14 protein-coding genes and 1 pseudogene are annotated in these 15,913 nt (G+C 44.3%); 11 read left to right on the forward strand and 4 right to left on the reverse strand.

The annotated features are described in order from the left end of the window. Window positions 1-95: 95 nt before the first annotated feature. Genes IPP77_02680 through IPP77_02695 form a run of 4 tightly spaced genes read left to right on the forward strand, consistent with a single transcriptional unit; the run spans window position 96 to window position 5,167 of the window. Window positions 96-866 (forward strand): AMP nucleosidase, encoded by a 771-nt coding sequence (locus tag IPP77_02680; protein MBL0308615.1) that lies wholly within the window; start codon window positions 96-98, stop codon window positions 864-866. Continuing rightward, complete coding sequence (gene holA / locus IPP77_02685) at window positions 866-1,891, forward strand: DNA polymerase III subunit delta (GenBank protein ID MBL0308616.1); 1,026 nt, start codon at window positions 866-868, stop codon at window positions 1,889-1,891. The genes IPP77_02680 and holA overlap by 1 nt, the downstream gene beginning before the upstream one ends. A 37-nt stretch (window positions 1,892-1,928) precedes the next feature. Next, window positions 1,929-2,588 carry a ribulose-phosphate 3-epimerase gene (rpe, locus tag IPP77_02690; GenBank protein ID MBL0308617.1) on the forward strand — a complete coding sequence of 220 codons (660 nt, stop codon included), beginning with the start codon at window positions 1,929-1,931 and terminating at the stop codon, window positions 2,586-2,588. 29 nt (window positions 2,589-2,617) lie between these two features. Then, window positions 2,618-5,167: a carboxypeptidase-like regulatory domain-containing protein gene (locus IPP77_02695; GenBank protein MBL0308618.1), complete on the forward strand. Its 2,550-nt coding sequence runs from the start codon at window positions 2,618-2,620 to the stop codon at window positions 5,165-5,167. A 17-nt stretch (window positions 5,168-5,184) separates the two neighbouring features. Here the strand turns inward: IPP77_02695 and IPP77_02700 are convergent, their stop codons facing one another. Further along, the gene (locus IPP77_02700) at window positions 5,185-6,123 is read right to left on the reverse strand and encodes a class I SAM-dependent methyltransferase (protein MBL0308619.1); all 939 of its coding nucleotides are present in this window, start codon (window positions 6,121-6,123) and stop codon (window positions 5,185-5,187) included. 228 nt (window positions 6,124-6,351) lie between these two features. On the opposite strand from IPP77_02700, the gene purE reads away from it, so the two are divergent. Beyond that, complete coding sequence (gene purE, locus IPP77_02705) at window positions 6,352-6,870, forward strand: 5-(carboxyamino)imidazole ribonucleotide mutase (GenBank protein ID MBL0308620.1); 519 nt, start codon at window positions 6,352-6,354, stop codon at window positions 6,868-6,870. Between the two features lie 5 nt (window positions 6,871-6,875). On the opposite strand, the pseudogene IPP77_02710 reads toward purE, so the two are convergent. Together IPP77_02710 and IPP77_02715 are read right to left on the reverse strand one after the other, a co-directional pair. Beyond that, window positions 6,876-9,114, reverse strand: a pseudogene (locus IPP77_02710) (M28 family peptidase). Window positions 9,115-9,170: 56 nt separating this feature from the next. Continuing rightward, window positions 9,171-11,405, reverse strand: coding sequence for a bifunctional (p)ppGpp synthetase/guanosine-3',5'-bis(diphosphate) 3'-pyrophosphohydrolase (locus tag IPP77_02715; GenBank protein ID MBL0308621.1), 2,235 nt, complete (start codon window positions 11,403-11,405; stop codon window positions 9,171-9,173). A gap of 156 nt (window positions 11,406-11,561) precedes the next feature. Between IPP77_02715 and IPP77_02720 the strand changes: the two genes are divergently transcribed. Further along, window positions 11,562-12,068, forward strand: a complete 507-nt coding sequence (locus tag IPP77_02720; protein ID MBL0308622.1) for a dihydrofolate reductase — start codon at window positions 11,562-11,564, stop codon at window positions 12,066-12,068. 186 nt (window positions 12,069-12,254) lie between these two features. On the opposite strand, the gene IPP77_02725 is transcribed toward IPP77_02720, so the two are convergent. Further along, the gene (locus tag IPP77_02725; GenBank protein ID MBL0308623.1) at window positions 12,255-12,425 is read right to left on the reverse strand and encodes a hypothetical protein; all 171 of its coding nucleotides are present in this window, start codon (window positions 12,423-12,425) and stop codon (window positions 12,255-12,257) included. A 70-nt stretch (window positions 12,426-12,495) separates the two neighbouring features. On the opposite strand from IPP77_02725, the gene IPP77_02730 reads away from it, so the two are divergent. The 5 genes from IPP77_02730 (at window position 12,496) to IPP77_02750 (ending at window position 15,904) form a co-directional block, all read left to right on the forward strand. After that, a complete protein-coding gene (locus tag IPP77_02730) occupies window positions 12,496-12,648 on the forward strand; it encodes a hypothetical protein (protein ID MBL0308624.1) in 153 nt (50 codons plus the stop codon). Window positions 12,649-12,840: 192 nt separating this feature from the next. Beyond that, window positions 12,841-13,083, forward strand: coding sequence for a hypothetical protein (locus IPP77_02735; protein MBL0308625.1), 243 nt, complete (start codon window positions 12,841-12,843; stop codon window positions 13,081-13,083). Between the two features lie 578 nt (window positions 13,084-13,661). Then, complete coding sequence (locus IPP77_02740) at window positions 13,662-13,931, forward strand: hypothetical protein (GenBank protein ID MBL0308626.1); 270 nt, start codon at window positions 13,662-13,664, stop codon at window positions 13,929-13,931. Window positions 13,932-13,943: 12 nt separating this feature from the next. Continuing rightward, window positions 13,944-15,191 carry an SPFH domain-containing protein gene (locus IPP77_02745; protein MBL0308627.1) on the forward strand — a complete coding sequence of 416 codons (1,248 nt, stop codon included), beginning with the start codon at window positions 13,944-13,946 and terminating at the stop codon, window positions 15,189-15,191. Window positions 15,192-15,349: 158 nt separating this feature from the next. Then, window positions 15,350-15,904 (forward strand): hypothetical protein, encoded by a 555-nt coding sequence (locus tag IPP77_02750; GenBank protein ID MBL0308628.1) that lies wholly within the window; start codon window positions 15,350-15,352, stop codon window positions 15,902-15,904. Window positions 15,905-15,913: the final 9 nt, after the last annotated feature.

The raw sequence follows: 15,913 nt of genomic DNA on the forward strand, positions 1-15,913 counted from the left end.
AGAACAATCCAACGAATAGGGAGTTCATAACGTTATAATTGCGCGCTAATATTCTATGTTCGACGTTTTACGGTCTATTATCTAAAATCTAACTGATGAAAACCAAAGAAGAGATAGTCACCAACTGGCTGCCCAGATATACGGGCAGAGAATTGAAAGATTTTGGGAAATACATTCTACTCACCAACTTCGACAACTATGTCAAAATGTTTGCCGAATGGCACAATGTTCCCATCGTTGGCGAAGATCGGCCTATGATGAACGCCTCCGCCGAAGGAATCACCATCATCAATTTCGGCATGGGCAGCCCCAATGCGGCTACGATGATGGACTTGCTTTCTGCTGTCACACCCCAAGCAGCCTTGTTTCTTGGTAAATGTGGGGGATTGAAAAAGAAGAGCGAACTCGGCGATTTCATTTTGCCCATTGCCGCCATTCGCGGCGAGGGAACTTCGGACGATTATTTTCCGCACGAGGTTCCGGCACTGCCTTCTTTTGCTTTGCAAAAAGCCATCTCTACAACGATACGTGATTACAGTCAGGATTACTGGACCGGTACCGTTTATACCACCAACCGCCGTGTTTGGGAATGGGATGACGAATTCAAAGAATATCTCCGCGAGATTCGCGCGATGGCTATTGACATGGAAACCGCCACGATCTTTATCACAGCTTTCAAAAACGAAATCCCTGTCGGCGCTTTACTGCTGGTTTCTGATCAACCGATGATTCCACAAGGTGTGAAAACCGAGATGAGCGATAATAATGTAACTAAGAGCTATGTAGAGCAGCATCTGAAAATCGGTATTGACTCGCTCAAACAATTAATCAACGACGGCTTGACCGTAAAACATCTTCGCTTTTAATGGCAGCAATTTCTTATGATTCTATTGCGGCAGATATTAAAGCCCGCAAATTTGCATCGGTTTATTTCTTCTGTGGTGAGGAAGACTATTTCATTGACGGGTTAACCGATCTAATCGAACAGCATGCGCTCACCGACATGGAAAAGGCCTTCAACCAAACTATCATCTATGGCAAGGATGCAACGGTTCGTTCCATTGTTGAATCGGCTGGTCGCCTGCCCATGATGGCCGAAAGACAAGTAGTGATTGTCAGAGAAGCTCAGGACCTGAATTTGAAAAAAGGCGAAGACAATGACTTGCTTCATGCTTATTTCAAGAAACCGGTGCGCTCCACGCTGCTCGTCTTTGCTTGGAAGCATGGGAAGCCCGATGGGCGTAAAGCCTTTATTAAAGAGGTGCAAAAGAGCGGTGTTTACTTCGAATCCAAAACTCTCTACGACAATCAGGTAGCTCCCTGGGTGCGCAACTGGCTCAAAGACCGCAAATACAAAATTGAAGAACAGGCCAACGAACTGCTCGTAGAGTTTACCGGTAACGATCTTTCTAAAGTAGCCAACGAACTCGAAAAGCTCATCCTCAACAAACAATCCGGCGCCACCATCACCGCTGATGATGTCGAAAAAGGCGTAGGAGTCAGCAAGGAGTTCAACGTCTTTGAATTGAGCAACGCCCTCGGTCAGAAAAATAGAACCAAGGTCTTTCAAATCGCCAACTACTTTGTAGCCAACCCCAAGAACGGCCCATTTGTCCTTATCCTCGGCACCTTGCAGGGATTTTTCACTAAGGTTTATCTCGCCGCACAACAAAAGCACGTGGAAGACAGAGAACTGGCGGCCAAACTGAAAGTAAACCCCTTCTTCGTCAAGGACTATAAAAACGCAGCGCGCAACTACTCAGAGAAGAAACTCGAACAAATCTTCCATCTTCTCGCCGAATACGACCTTCGCTTCAAGGGAGTCAACTCTACCAACAACATTAACGAAGGCCAACTGCTTAAAGAGATGGTCATCCGCATTTTGAGTTAGTTGCTTTTAATCATTCAACAATTATCTTCGCCCCAACTTGAAAACAATTATTTCTCCTTCTATACTGAGCGCCGATTTCGGAAACCTACAGCGCGACATCGAAATGCTGAACCAAAGCAAAGCTGAATGGATTCATGTGGACGTGATGGACGGAGTCTTTGTTCCGAATATCTCTTTTGGCTTTCCGGTGCTTCAGGCAGTGAGAAAGGCCACCAAGAAATTTCTGGATGTACATCTGATGATTGTGCAGCCAGAGAAATATCTTCAACAGTTCCGCGACGCAGGTGCTGATCATATCACGGTTCATTACGAAGGCAATTATCATCTCGATTCTATTATCCATCAAATAAAAAAGACTGGAGCTACGGCTGGAGTGGCCATTAACCCGGCTACATCTGTCGCAGATTTGAAAGAGATTATTCATCTGCTCGATTTGGTTTTAATCATGAGTGTGAATCCCGGCTTTGGTGGACAAAAGTTTATTCCCTATGCTACCCGGAAAGTGAGGGAGTGCAAAGCCTTGATTCAATCTTCCGGCTCCAAAGCAAAAATTGAAGTGGATGGGGGAGTAGGGCTGAACAATGCTAAAGAACTGATTGATGCTGGTGCCGATGTGTTAGTGGCCGGTAACGCGGTGTTTGGTTCGGGCGATCCGGCAGCAACTATTATTCAATTACAAAATGCTTCGGGGCAATAAATGCCTGTAATCTTCGTTTATACGCATCCATGTATTTGAAGCAGTTCCTATTTCTTTCCTTACTGTTTTCTGGCTTTTCGTTATTTGCTCAAAACATCGGAACCGTAAAGGGGTCGGTTTATGACTCGGTCGGAAAGAAGATGGAATTCATTTCCATTGTGGTAGAAGAAGATCAGAAATATTCCACTACCACCGACCGGAAAGGAAACTTTGAGCTGAAGGTGCCTGCCGGAAGAAAGATCACCCTAGTTTTTTCGTCACTAAATACTTATGCTACCCGTATCAAGGTGGAATTGAATCCCGGCGAAACGGTTACCTTAAAACAAGTGGTGACAGAAAAGATAAATGCCATTCCTGATGCGGTGATTAAAGGGGAACGGCAAGAAGGCGAAGCACCGAGTACGGTGGAAATAAAAGGACAAACCTTCCTTGCATCTCCCAACGAAAGCTTTGAAGCCAATCTCGCTTTTCAGGGTTTGGGGGTGCAGAAAAGCAATGAGTTGAGTTCCAGCTATTCTGTACGCGGCGGTAACTTTGATGAGAACCTCGTGTATGTAAACGATTTTGAAGTTTATCGCCCTTTCCTTATCCGGTCGGGACAGCAGGAGGGATTGAGTTTTATCAATCCCAATATGGTGAGCAACGTAAAGTTCTCCTCCGGCGGCTTTCAAGCGCGCTATGGCGACAAGATGAGTTCTGTGCTGGATGTGACTTACAAACGTCCTAAGCAGTTCGGTGGTTCGTTCTATGCCAGTTTGATGGGATTTGGAGGCCACGTGGAAGGAAGCGACAAGAAACAGCGCTTCACTTTTCTGGTTGGTGTACGTCAACGCACCAGTCAATATTTGCTTCGTTCCTTGGATACTAAAGGCCAATACAGTCCTAACTTTCTTGACTTGCAGGGCTTTTTTACCTATCGGATCAGCGAGAAGACAAGTGTAGAATATATCACCAACTATTCACGCAATCAGTTTTTCTTTAAGCCGGTGAACCGCGAAACCAGCTTTGGTCTGCTGACCGATGTCAAGAAGCTGACGATTTATTTTGACGGACAAGAAGCTGACCAGTATCAGTCGGCACTCAACGGACTTTCTTTCAACTATGCTCCCAACAATCACCTACTGCTGAAGTTTCTGACGTCCTATTATCTCAACCGCGAAAAAGAGGCTTATGATATTCAGGGTGAATATTACCTCAGTCAGGTGGAGAGCGATATTGGTAAAGATAATTTCGGCGAGATTCTTTACAGTCTTGGGGTCGGTGGTATGCAAGATTGGGCGCGAAACACGTTGAAGAGTGATATCTACTACGCCGGTGTCCGTGGCTCCTGGTTCAAAAAGGGACATAATCTTCAATGGGGGCTTGATTATAAGCACGAGTGGATTAAAGACAAGCTCGATACTTGGAACCGGCTCGATTCGGCAGGTCATTCGCTTCCTTATAATTATGATGAAACATTGGTGCTGGTAGATTCCAACTACTACTATGTTCCGCAAAAGGGAAACATCGGATTCGACAACATTCTGAAATCTTCATTCGATCTTGAGTCCAATCGGATTTCGGGCTTCATTCAAGATACTTGGAGATGGGGCGACTCTTCCAAATTCACTTTCAATTACGGCGTTCGCTTTCAGTATTGGGATGTCAATCAGGAACCTGTCATCACCCCACGGGTGCAGTTCAGCTATAAACCCAAAGGCAAGGCGGATATTGTCTTCACAGCTTCCGCCGGCACCTACTATCAGCCTCCTTTCTACCGGGAAATGCGTAATCTGAAAGGAGAAGTGAACACCAAACTCAAGGCTCAAAAATCTTTTCATGGAGTGCTGGGCATGAACTATGCGTTTAGTGCATGGAAGAGGCCCTTTAGTTTTGTGACGGAAGCGTATTATAAATACCTCTGGGATTTGGTTCCCTATAAATATGAAAACGTATTGATTCGCTATTTGGGCGAAAACCTTTCTAAAGGTTATGCCGCTGGTGTGGATTTCCGTTTGAACGGCGAACTGGCTGAGGGTGCAGAAAGTTGGATCAGCATGAGCATTATGAGTACCGGCGAAGATCTGCGCAACGACCAATATGTTGCCTACTATGATAGCAATGGGGTGGCTTGGGCGAACACCGAACGCAACCAAAGCAGGATTGTGGACAGTGCCACGATTTACCCCGGTTATATTCCCCGCCCTACGGACCAGCGCGTGAACTTTGCCTTGTACTTTCAGGACTATATCCCTAAGTTCAAATTTATCAAAGTACATATCGCGATGGTTTTTGGCAGCGGCCTTCCATTTGGGCCTCCGGGTGCCGATAAGTATAAGGACAAACTACGGTTGCCGCCCTATCGCCGGGTGGACATCGGTTTCAGCGGCCAACTTTGGAACCCCGAATGGGCGAAGAACAAGAACAAGTTTAATCAGGGACTCAAAGGTGTGTGGATATCGGTGGAGGCTTTTAATATCTTCGGTATCACCAATACAGTTTCTTACATCTGGGTGCGCGACATTTTCAACACCCAATACGCCGTGCCTAATTACCTCACCACTCGCCGCATCAACGCCAAGTTGGTTGTGAACTTCTAGATTGTTTTTGGAAGGGGCTATCTGCCTTTGCTCATATCCGAAACAAAATGACAGTGGCTTATCGCCACGTCGTCCAAACGCATTTCGGCATATTTTTTATCCAGAGGGATCGTCTTCAGTTCGAGTAGATTTCCTTCTCGGAATGTTTCTTCAGAAACAGGAATTTGCAGGTCTTCATACATTTTTCTGTAGTCTGTAATCCGCAATCTGCTTTGTGGCTGAATGGAATTGTCGATCCATATCCATTCCCTATCTGAAAAGCGTAGAAAGTTATAGATATTGATACTCTTGTCGAAGTGAGCAAAGTGGTCGGACATATCAATGGAATGAGACATCACCCCACCTTGTTTTTTTACCACCCTTTTGAAATCCTTTAGAATAGGATGAAGGATAACCGGATAGATATGCTCAAACGTATTGTTTGAATTGACTAAATCTATGGAGCCATCGGGCAGTGAAAGTTGCCGGGCATCTTCAATCTTGTAAGTGATCCTCAGATCGTGCAGGATATTATCCAGAGACAATTGCTCGAAATTCTGGAGCAGACTTAGAAGGGTTTGATATTTGTCGGGGTCATAAGATAAGTACCCTGTCAACTTGCCCGAATCATGATACTCAACAAACTTCCTGAGCGTGGTTTCTATTCTCTTTTTGGAAGTAAGAAAGGTAATATCTACCGAATAAATTTTCTCTACACCGGAAAGAAAGAAACAGACTGGAACCACCGGATACCATCCAGTGCCGATTTCAAGAGTGCTTGCGGGAATTTTCTTCCCTGAAAACTGCTGATACTTCTTGAGATGTTGAGTGGCATGTTCCAAGCGACTGGAAAAATACTCGTCGGTGAGGTAAACTCCTTTGGTCACGTATTTCTGGAAAAGAAAATTAACCTGATGATTAAAAGGTAAATAAGATACCACCTTTTGCACTACGGCCTTTTGAACCCATTTTTTCATTTCAAATATCAGCCCTTGCGTCTTTTTTGTCTATAGCAATACGGGCATTCAAATAAAACAAAATTTTGTTGCTCTAGATTGGGTTGGTCACAAACTTGTAGTAAAGGCTTTTTCAGTGCTATATATCTGCATCCTCTATATTCCATTTCTATTGTAGCCAGTGAGTTCATAAACTGATGTCATCCTGAACGGCACCTATTCTTATTTTTGCGCCCTAAACAAAAGACCATGAGCAATCCTTTAGTCGGTATTATAATGGGCAGCGAAAGCGATTTGAAGATTATGCAGGAAGCTGCTGAAGTGTTGGGCGAACTGGGTGTGGAGTTTGAATTGACAGTGGTGTCTGCTCACCGCACCCCACAGCGCATGATCGATTATGCCCAGATTGCCAAAGAAAGAGGATTGAAGGTGATTATTGCCGGTGCCGGTGGCGCGGCGCATCTGCCGGGCATGGTGGCTTCTATTACCCCTTTACCGGTGATTGGTGTTCCTATTAAATCTTCCAATTCGATAGATGGCTGGGATTCTATTCTTTCTATTCTGCAAATGCCCTCTGGCATACCGGTAGCTACGGTAGCACTCAACGGTGCGAGAAACGCGGGGATATTAGCCGCCAAAATAATAGGCACTTCAGATAAGGCTGTTTCGGAGAAAGTTATGGCCTATAAAAACCAATTGAAAGCTAAGGTCGAAAACTCTGTCCGCGAAATGAAGATTGCGGGTTTCAGAAATGAGTTTGACGATTGAAGCGCTTACTGCTCTTTCAAGACTTTGATCACTTCCTCCACCGCCAGATGGTAGTCGTTTAGAGAACGTGATACTTCCTCGATTTGCTGCTGTGCCAGTTTCCAATCTCTATTCTCTATCGCCTCGCGAACACCGGGCAGGGTTTTAACTCCATATCCGGTATATCCGGGTGCGTAGATGGAATGTTTATACCAGAGGCGATTAGGGAAGGCCGTTGGCGAACAAAAGCTGCTTCTCGCTTTGATACAGTAGGTTATTTAATTTATTGACCGAAGTAGGAAGTAGTTTTACGTCGCCTATCAGCGATTCATATTCTGCACTACTTTTCTTTAAAGAAGCAAGGGCATTTTGTAGCGTCGCGAAATCAAGATAGGGCACGTCCTCTTTAACCGTTGGGGGAACAAAGGTAAGAGTGGGGTCATTTGCGTGGACGTAATGTTTCCCAAGAATCAATTTATTTTCGATCTCAGTAGAAAAGCGCATATCATCCAACTGTTTGATAAGCTCAGAAGCATAATCATTCACCGTGGAATAAAAATCTCCATAACGGAATGGCAATACCTGTGCATTTGCCATGCGCAAGGTCATCCGACCGGCGGTCTTGGCCAACACTACTTCATAAACAAACCTGGGGTCTTTGAAGCGACAAAACATTTCATAAGTATCATAAGCGGAATGATATTCGCCGCCGCCGCTCTCACCGCCAAATCCGAGATCAAGTGCAGGAATGCCCAAATGCTGGTAGAAGGAGGAGAAATCAGAACCGGAGCCTAGAGCACCCAATTTGATAGCCGATGAAGCAAGGATTTCCTTCTTTTCTTTCATGCCGGAGGCATTCACTGCATCGTGGGAGATTCTTCGTTTCAAAATGCTGACCTTCGTTTGCGGGTCTATTACATCATCGGCTACTTCATTCACAAACTGCTCCAAGGTATGAGAGCCGCCAACGCCGAGGAATCCACGACCGGTGGCATCGGTATTGATATAGACCACGGCCTTTTTGCTCAGCTCATTTTTATTGGTCTCTACCCATTCGGTAGAACCCAGCAGGCCTTCCTCTTCTCCATCCCAACTGCAATAAACGATGGTGCGCCTTGGGCGCATTCCTTCTTTCGCCATTTGGCCAATGGCTCTGGCCTCTTCCAACATGGCAGCTTGCCCGCTGATAGGGTCGTCGGCACCCATTACCCAAGCATCAAGGTGATTGCCGCGAATGATCCATTCATCCGGCAATTCGCTTCCCTTCATCATCGCGACCACGTCATACACCGGTACAATGTCCCAGTTAAACTCAAGTTTCAAATGAACCTTCACCGGTCCCGGTCCTACATGATAGGTAAATGGCAATGCACCGCGCCAGTTACCGGGCGCCACCGGTCCTGCAAGTGCGGCAAGAAAAGGTTTTGCATCTGCATAAGAAATGGGCAACACCGGTATTTTCATTAAAGTCTTCACCTCGGCTCGGTCTATGCGCTTAGCACCTTTTACGGCACCATAGCCGGGTGTTTGCGGGTCGCCGGGATAAAGCGGCATATCCATTACCGAACCGCGCTGCACTCCGTGTTCATTCTTGAATGCGCCTTTGGGATAAACATCCCCCTGATAATAGCCATCCTCTTTCGGATCAGAATAAATCAAACAACCAATGGCTCCATATTCTGCGGCCAAGCGAGGTTTAATTCCTCTCCATGCGCCACCATACCGCGCAATCACAATTTTCCCTTTCACACTGATTCCCATCTGCTCTAACTGCTCGTAATCCGCAGGAATACCATAGTTTACATACACCAACTCACCGGTCACATCGCCGTCGGCTGAATAGCAATTATAGGGTGGAAGCTGTTCGCTAAGCTGCCCCGAGGTAGTATCCTCTTTCAAAGTAGGTTCTACTAGCGAGGCTTTGAATTTAATGACTGAAGCGGCTTCCAGCAGGCGAAGCTTAGGAGTGGGAAACAGCGCGTAGAACGTATCAATCCTTGCATCAAAGCCCCATTCTCTATATTTCTTTAAAAGATATTCCACATTGCTTTTCTGATAAGGCGAACCCAAATGATGTGGTCGCGCAGAAAGGTGCTTCATCATGCTCTCTATGGCCGATACTTCCAGCAATTGATCATAGCGTGTCTCTGCTTTTTTCTGAAGGATTGTTCCCGAAGGGCTATAACCCAACAAGGTTTCATTTGGAGCATCGGCAGATACCAGTAATAGCAACGCCGCAACGAGAACTACAAAAGTCTTTTTCATAAAGCCGGTTTATATTTGAGAAACGAAGAAGCGAAAAATTATCAAGGACGCATTGCCTATCCCTTCTGTTCGTCCTCCTCGTCGAAACGCCCTACATCCAGAACGCCATCCAGCGCGGTGAGACGGCTGGTCAGATCTTCCAGTTCGGCGGTGTCGTGAACATACACCATGATTTTTCCTTCAAATACACCATCGGCGCTATCGAAAGAAAGCGAGCGCATATTCAGGTTCATTTGTCCGGTGATGATGTTCGTTATTTTATTGACTAAGCCCACATCATCAATGCCGGTGATTTTCACACCGGTGAGGAAAGCGATTTCATGCTGTTTGGTCCAGCGGGTTTTGATAATACGATAGGCGTATTTGCTCATCATCTGCACCGCGTTCGGGCAATTGGTACGGTGAATTTTAATCCCGTCGTTAATCGTCAGAAATCCGAAAACGTCATCGCCGGGTATGGGATTGCAACAAGGAGCAAATTTGTAATCAATCTTATCGGCCCCTTCGCCCATAATCAGCAACTCGGCATTCTTCTGCAAGGTTTGCTTTACGGCTGTATCAATAGCATCTGCGTTCTTGGCTGCTTGTTCCAGCGGTTTGGGTAACTTGATTTTGCCTCCCACGACATCCAGCTTATTCAGCTCAGCTAAGTCTATCTTATGCGAGGCAACATGGAAGTACAAGTCCAGCGGCGAAATCATTTTGAACAGATTCATCAGCAGATAGATGTTGGCCTCTCCCACCTCCATCTTCAATTGCTTCATCCTCTTTTCTAAGATTTCCCTCCCCTCTGTGGCAAATTTCCTTTTATCCTCCTTCAGTGATTGTTTGATGACCGAGCGCGCCTTGGCGGTAATTGCATAATTCAACCAATCCTCGTTGGGTGTTTGCTTATTGGAAGTCAGAATTTCCACCTGGTCTCCATTCTTCAATTGATGGCTGAGCGGAACCAACTTCGTGTTGACCTTGGCGCCGATACATTTAACCCCCACGCCACTGTGTATTTCAAAAGCAAAGTCGAGTGCGGTAGCGCCTTTGCGAAGTCTTTTCAAATCGCCCTTCGGTGTAAAAACAAATATCTCTTCGCTGAAAAGTTCATACTTGAATTCATTGACTACATCTATCGCTGTGCTGTCCGGGTTCCCTAACAGCGAACGAATTTTATCTAACCATTCATCCAATACCGAGTCGGCACTTCCTTCTTTATATTTCCAATGAGCCGCAAAACCCCGTTCGGCGATTTCGTGCATGCGCTCAGAGCGAATCTGAATCTCTACCCACTTACCGGTGCCGCTCATCACGGTGGTGTGCAGCGCCTCATAACCATTCGTTTTCGGGTTGCTCAGCCAGTCGCGCAACCGGTCGGGGTTGGGGTGATAAATATCGGTGATGGCAGAATAGACTCCCCAACAATCGCTCTTCTCTTTATCCGGTGGTGACTTCAGTATAATTCGGATAGCAAACAGGTCATAAATTTCTTCAAACGAAACTCCCTTGACCTTCATTTTATTATAGATGGAGTAAATGGATTTAGGGCGGCCATATATTTCAAACTTAAAACCGCGCCGTTCCAACTCTTCTTTCAACGGTCGAATAAATTCGTTGATGAATTTTGTGCGCTCGCGCTTTTTCTCCTGCAGTTTTTTAGCAATGTCTCTATATAAAGTGGACTCTGTAAATTTCAGCGCCAAGTCTTCCAGTTCCGTCTTGATGGAGTGAAGGCCCATCCGGTGCGCCAGCGGGGCATATAGAAACATGGTTTCGCTTGCAATCTTCAACTGCTTCTCTCTACTCAGCGATTCTAAAGTCCGCATGTTGTGCAACCGGTCGGCCAGCTTGATAAGAATGACTCGAATGTCGTCGTTCAGCGTCAGCAATAGCTTTCTGAAATTCTCTGCTTGCAAAGAAGAGTTCAGGTCAAAGACACCCGATATTTTCGTCAGCCCGTCAACAATACGTGCCACTTCTTTATTAAACGTACGTTCAATTTCTTCCAGCGTCACGTCGGTATCTTCTACCACATCATGCAACAGCGCGCAGATGACCGAGGTGGCATCCAAGCCCATTTCTTCGCTCACCACTTTTGCCACCGAGATAGGATGCAGCACGTATGGTTCGCCCGATTTGCGCCGCATATCTTTATGGCTGTCCATCGCCATCTCGAAGGCGCGCCGAACCATCCTCTTTTTCTGCGTCGAAATATTTTTTTTCAACGAGCGTAAAAGACTCCGGTACTCTTTGAGAATTAATTTTTTCTCCTTTTCTAAATCTATCGTCTGTGGGCTTTCCATCATTCTAATCTAAGAGATTCGGTGTGATATTAGAAACATTCAGGTGTTTTGAATGGTGCTAATTGGTGTTAAGAAACTACGGCTGTATAATAATGTGGAATCAAACGAGCCTTCGATATTCATTCAGATTCTGCAACATTCTATTAGTTTCGAAACATGAAAATTGCAATCGTGGTAGCCGTGGGGCAAAATAGCGAAATTGGTTCAAAAGGGGGCCTGTTGTGGAAGCTGCCTCGAGATATGAAGTTCTTTAAGGAAGTCACCATGGGCCATTATGTATTGATGGGTAGAAAAACCTGGGAGAGCATTCCGCCGAACTATAAACCGCTCGACGGGCGGGTGAACATGGTGGTGACGCGGCAAAAGGATTTTCGTGATGAAGGCTGTATTGTCTTCGCCGATTTGGAAACGGCCTATCAACATGCCAAAGAATGTGGCGAAGGCGAATTGATGATTATTGGTGGCGGCGAGATTTATCGTTTGGCGATGCCGAAAACTGACATCATTTATCTAACCCGCGTGCACGAATCTTTTCCCGAGGCCGACACTTATTTTCCCGACATCAATTCTGAAGAATGGGAAGAAGTGGACCGCGTAGATCAACCGGCGGATGCCAAACACGCCTATCCTTTCAGTTTCATCAAACTAGAAAGGCGGGGGTAAGCTAAAGGGGATAGGAACCCGTTTCCGTCTATGTATTTTATCTCCGCAGGAGATATACGTTTGGTAGAAAACAAACCACAGCCTATTCAAGTTCCGTCGGAACGACCGATACTTCTTTTAGCAATTAGCTTTTAGCTATTAGAAATGAATCTCCCAATTTCTATTGACTAAAAACTATTGGCTGCATTAGGTTATTCTCAGCGACTTCACCGCGCTCCAGTCGCCTATTCCTTCATGCGTGAAGATGCGGACGCGGAAATAATACAACACACCGCTCAACACCATTGAAATACCTACCGCTATTAAAACACCAAGAAACATAGCGCTCGACATGACCTTGTTCCCGAACCCGGCCACCGGTCGTGTTTCTTTGGTGATTCATGCCTTGTAAGCTAACCGAAATGCTACCCTCCGGGTATATAATCTGATGGGCGAAACCGTTTACAGTCGTCCGGTGTGTCTCGAAGCGGGCAACAACACCCTGCAAGCCGAACTCGGAGCATTGACCAACGGTTTCTATTTTGTAGAAATTAACTGCGGCGGAAGCAGCCAGTCGCAGAAACTGAGCGGGATTCGCTAAACTTATACTTTTCTAAATTAAACGGCAGAGGTACTACCTATCTCTGCCGTTCTTATTTTATACATATTGCTAAAAACGATTGGTGATTCTATTGATATAGATTTTGTCTTGATTGGTATCGCCCCGCTTGTGATTGGTATAGCGGTGGTTTAGATTAGAACAGCGCAAGAGGTGATTAAGAATGTTGTTTGTATGATTAGAACTGCCGCCGCTATGATTACAAACGCCGCTTGTATGGTTATAACTGCCGCTGCTATGATTAGAAACGCGACTTGTATGGTTAGAACCTCCGCTGATATGATTAGAACAGTGGCGTGTATGGATAGAAAAGGCGCATGTATGATTAGAACTGCCGCTGCTATGATTAGAAATGCGACTTGTATGGTTAGAACCACGGCTGATATGATTAGAACAGCGGCTTATATGGTTAGATAAGCGGCTGTTTTAATTAGAAAAACATTTTTTATAACTGGAAAAACATTTTTTCCAATTATAATCCCTGCTATTCCAATCCAAATGGTGTTAAAATGCACCAAAACACGACTTTTCGGACATAGCACCTTTTTCCGGCTCATTATCTAACACGATACATAAATCTTTCCTCCCGCAGAGTTTCCGCTCTCGGCGTAGGCTATGCCTACGTCGGAAAAGTTGGTAGCCTTTGGCTACTTTTTACAGCTAAAAGCCGTATACTTACGGGGCGGAGGCACAGCCTAAGCCCAGATGAGTTTGAAATAAATTTAAATTTGGGTATTGGTAGCCTATTAACCGGATGAAGATATGACAGATAGTGTATGACAATTGCGGAACACAAACTTTCGCTTTTCAGCAAATCAGAAGTGCGGAAATGCGAAGGTTTTGATAGATTTGTTTCGCATAATAGATGTTATAGCCAATGGTAGGGCGACAGTGCAACCAACGAAACAGACGACTTAAAATTTAAACATTAAAGCAAAGACAAACCATTTTGACAAGAGACCTAAAACATACAGACCATATTGCAACGGGACAGCATGGAAGCCGACACTCAAGTCTGCCCGATGTTTTTTATTTTTTTCCCCCACCGCACTTTTTTAAAAACAATTTTTGCCAGCCGCACAAGTGGCACATTTGGCTTTGCCCCGACACACAAAGCCAGCCCTTCGGCAAAACCAAAAGAGCCACTTTTTAGCCAACGCACTAATATACGATTGACAGAAATTAAGTTTCAAAACTTTAATTGCCATTTCATAAATAACTCTACTTTTGTTAAACACGCTTATCAATTCAATCAAAATAATTAAATCATAACAACAATGGCAGCAATTATAGATTTTGTAAAATGGGACACAAGACCAGAGGAACAACTTTTCGCTTGGAAATTTCCAGAATCAAATTTAAGCACCTTCACTCAATTGATAGTTGCTGAATCACAGGAAGCAATTCTATTTTCCAAAGGACAAGTTGTAGGCAAATTTGGACCAGGAAAACACACCCTCAACACTGAAAACTTGCCAATCCTAAGAAATCTTTTTGGTATTCCATTCGGAGGAAAAAATCCTTTCACTGCCGAAGTGTGGTTCGTAAATAAATTGATGCCTTTGAATCTTGATTGGACAACTGATTCAATGATGTATCACGACCCTGACTATCAAACAATGGTTCCTTTACTTGCAAAAGGACGATACGGAATTAAGATTGTTGATGCAGAAAAGTTTTTAATAAAATTGGTTGGAACAACGACAACATTTACAGCACGACAACTCACTGATAATTTTTACGGAGCAACAGTTTCAAAAACAAAATCTACCATTCTTCAATTCATAATGTCAAACAAGATTGGCATTAAAACTATTTCCGCTTTCTTAGATGGGCTTTCAGAAAGTTTGAGATTATCAATTTCAACTTTCTGGGAAGATTACGGATTTCAACTTATAAGTTTTTACATCACCACAATTGAAGTTGATTCAAATACCAAAGCAGGTGAAATGATTCTCAAAGCCATGTCGCAGCAAAGCGCACAAATCATTGGTGGTTATACATGGCAGCAGTCGCAAGTTTTTGAGTTGGGCGACAAAGCAGTAGATTCAATGGGTAAGGGCAACGGACAAAATAGTTTATTGGGTGCTGTTATGGCAACAAATTTAATGGGAGGGTTATCGGGAGGCGGTTTGCTTAATCCTGTTTCTTATAAGAATCCAGAAACAAATTCTAATGTTCAAAATCCTGTTGTTACTCCAGCACGAGAAGTTTATTGTTCCAATTGTGCTAAGAAATTTTCAAGCAACATGAAGTTCTGTCCGCATTGTGGCGACCCATATACAGCTTGTCCAAAGTGCGGAGCGGACAATGATAAGGATGCAAAGAAATGTGTGAGTTGTGGAACGGTTCTATCTGCAAGCGGTGCAAGTTGCACTAATTGCAGTTCACCGTTAGCAGACGGAGCAGCGTTTTGTCCAACTTGCGGAAAGCCCGTTGCATCAAAGGAAGGTTGTTGTAAACGGTGCGGACATAAATTAGGAAGCACACCTTTTTGTTCTCAATGCGGATTTAAAAACTCATAAACATGAAACAGAGAGGTCAAATATTCGGCTATGTAGTTTTAATCGCAGGGTTAGCGTTAATCTTCACAGGATTTTTTCTTTTCGTTCCGCAAGAAAAACGGAACGATGTTTTTTGGTTGGACTTAGCAACGGTTTGTCTTGTGTTCATCGTTTCATCCTTGACAGAGTTGGGGCTTTTCGGAATCAATTTTGATTTTGAAAAACAAGTTGGTGGTCTTGGAATTCGCCTTGCTTACATTCGCTTCTATTCCTTTTTTGCTCTTGCAATAATTACTATCGGATATTTTGCGGAAGTTCATTTCCGTTACCAACTTTTCTTTCAACTTCTTGCAGCTTTCATTTTACTGATTGGCTATTTCTTTTCTCATCTAAGTTCGGGAAAAGCCGTGTCAGTGCAAGCAGAACAAGACATTGAGAGAAAAGGGAAAGATGAAATCCTAAGAGCATTAAATCAATTTGAAATTTTATTCACAGGAAGTTCGGGAAAGTGGGAAGGAGAAAAACAGAAAATAAATTTTCTGAAAGAAGATGTTCGTTATCTCTCTCCAACAAACAATCAAGCCGCAGCAGACATTGATTCTGAAATTGCAAGCACGATTCAACAGGCGTTTGCAAAAGCAAGAGAAAAAAATGAAGGCGGAACAGAAGTATTTTCTCTCCTCAATAAGTGTGAGGAGTTATTGAAACTTAGAAAAAACACTTACTCAAAATAACCACTAACA

This window comes from Bacteroidota bacterium (genome assembly GCA_016722375.1).
In the GTDB taxonomy this organism is placed as follows: Bacteria; Bacteroidota; Bacteroidia; order Chitinophagales; family LD1; genus Bog-950.

What these genes read in the sequence shown, in the direction of transcription:
- IPP77_02680 (MBL0308615.1), top strand. Translation starts at nt 96, where the DNA reads ATGAAAACCAAAGAAGAGATAGTCACCAACTGGCTGCCCAGATATACG.
- purE (MBL0308620.1), top strand. Translation starts at nt 6,352, where the DNA reads ATGAGCAATCCTTTAGTCGGTATTATAATGGGCAGCGAAAGCGATTTG.
- IPP77_02720 (MBL0308622.1), top strand. Translation starts at nt 11,562, where the DNA reads ATGAAAATTGCAATCGTGGTAGCCGTGGGGCAAAATAGCGAAATTGGT.
- IPP77_02735 (MBL0308625.1), top strand. Translation starts at nt 12,841, where the DNA reads ATGATTAGAACTGCCGCCGCTATGATTACAAACGCCGCTTGTATGGTT.
- IPP77_02695 (MBL0308618.1), top strand. Translation starts at nt 2,618, where the DNA reads ATGTATTTGAAGCAGTTCCTATTTCTTTCCTTACTGTTTTCTGGCTTT.
- IPP77_02740 (MBL0308626.1), top strand. Translation starts at nt 13,662, where the DNA reads ATGGAAGCCGACACTCAAGTCTGCCCGATGTTTTTTATTTTTTTCCCC.
- holA (MBL0308616.1), top strand. Translation starts at nt 866, where the DNA reads ATGGCAGCAATTTCTTATGATTCTATTGCGGCAGATATTAAAGCCCGC.
- IPP77_02730 (MBL0308624.1), top strand. Translation starts at nt 12,496, where the DNA reads ATGGGCGAAACCGTTTACAGTCGTCCGGTGTGTCTCGAAGCGGGCAAC.
- IPP77_02745 (MBL0308627.1), top strand. Translation starts at nt 13,944, where the DNA reads ATGGCAGCAATTATAGATTTTGTAAAATGGGACACAAGACCAGAGGAA.
- IPP77_02700 (MBL0308619.1), bottom strand. Translation starts at nt 6,123, where the DNA reads ATGAAAAAATGGGTTCAAAAGGCCGTAGTGCAAAAGGTGGTATCTTAT.
- IPP77_02715 (MBL0308621.1), bottom strand. Translation starts at nt 11,405, where the DNA reads ATGGAAAGCCCACAGACGATAGATTTAGAAAAGGAGAAAAAATTAATT.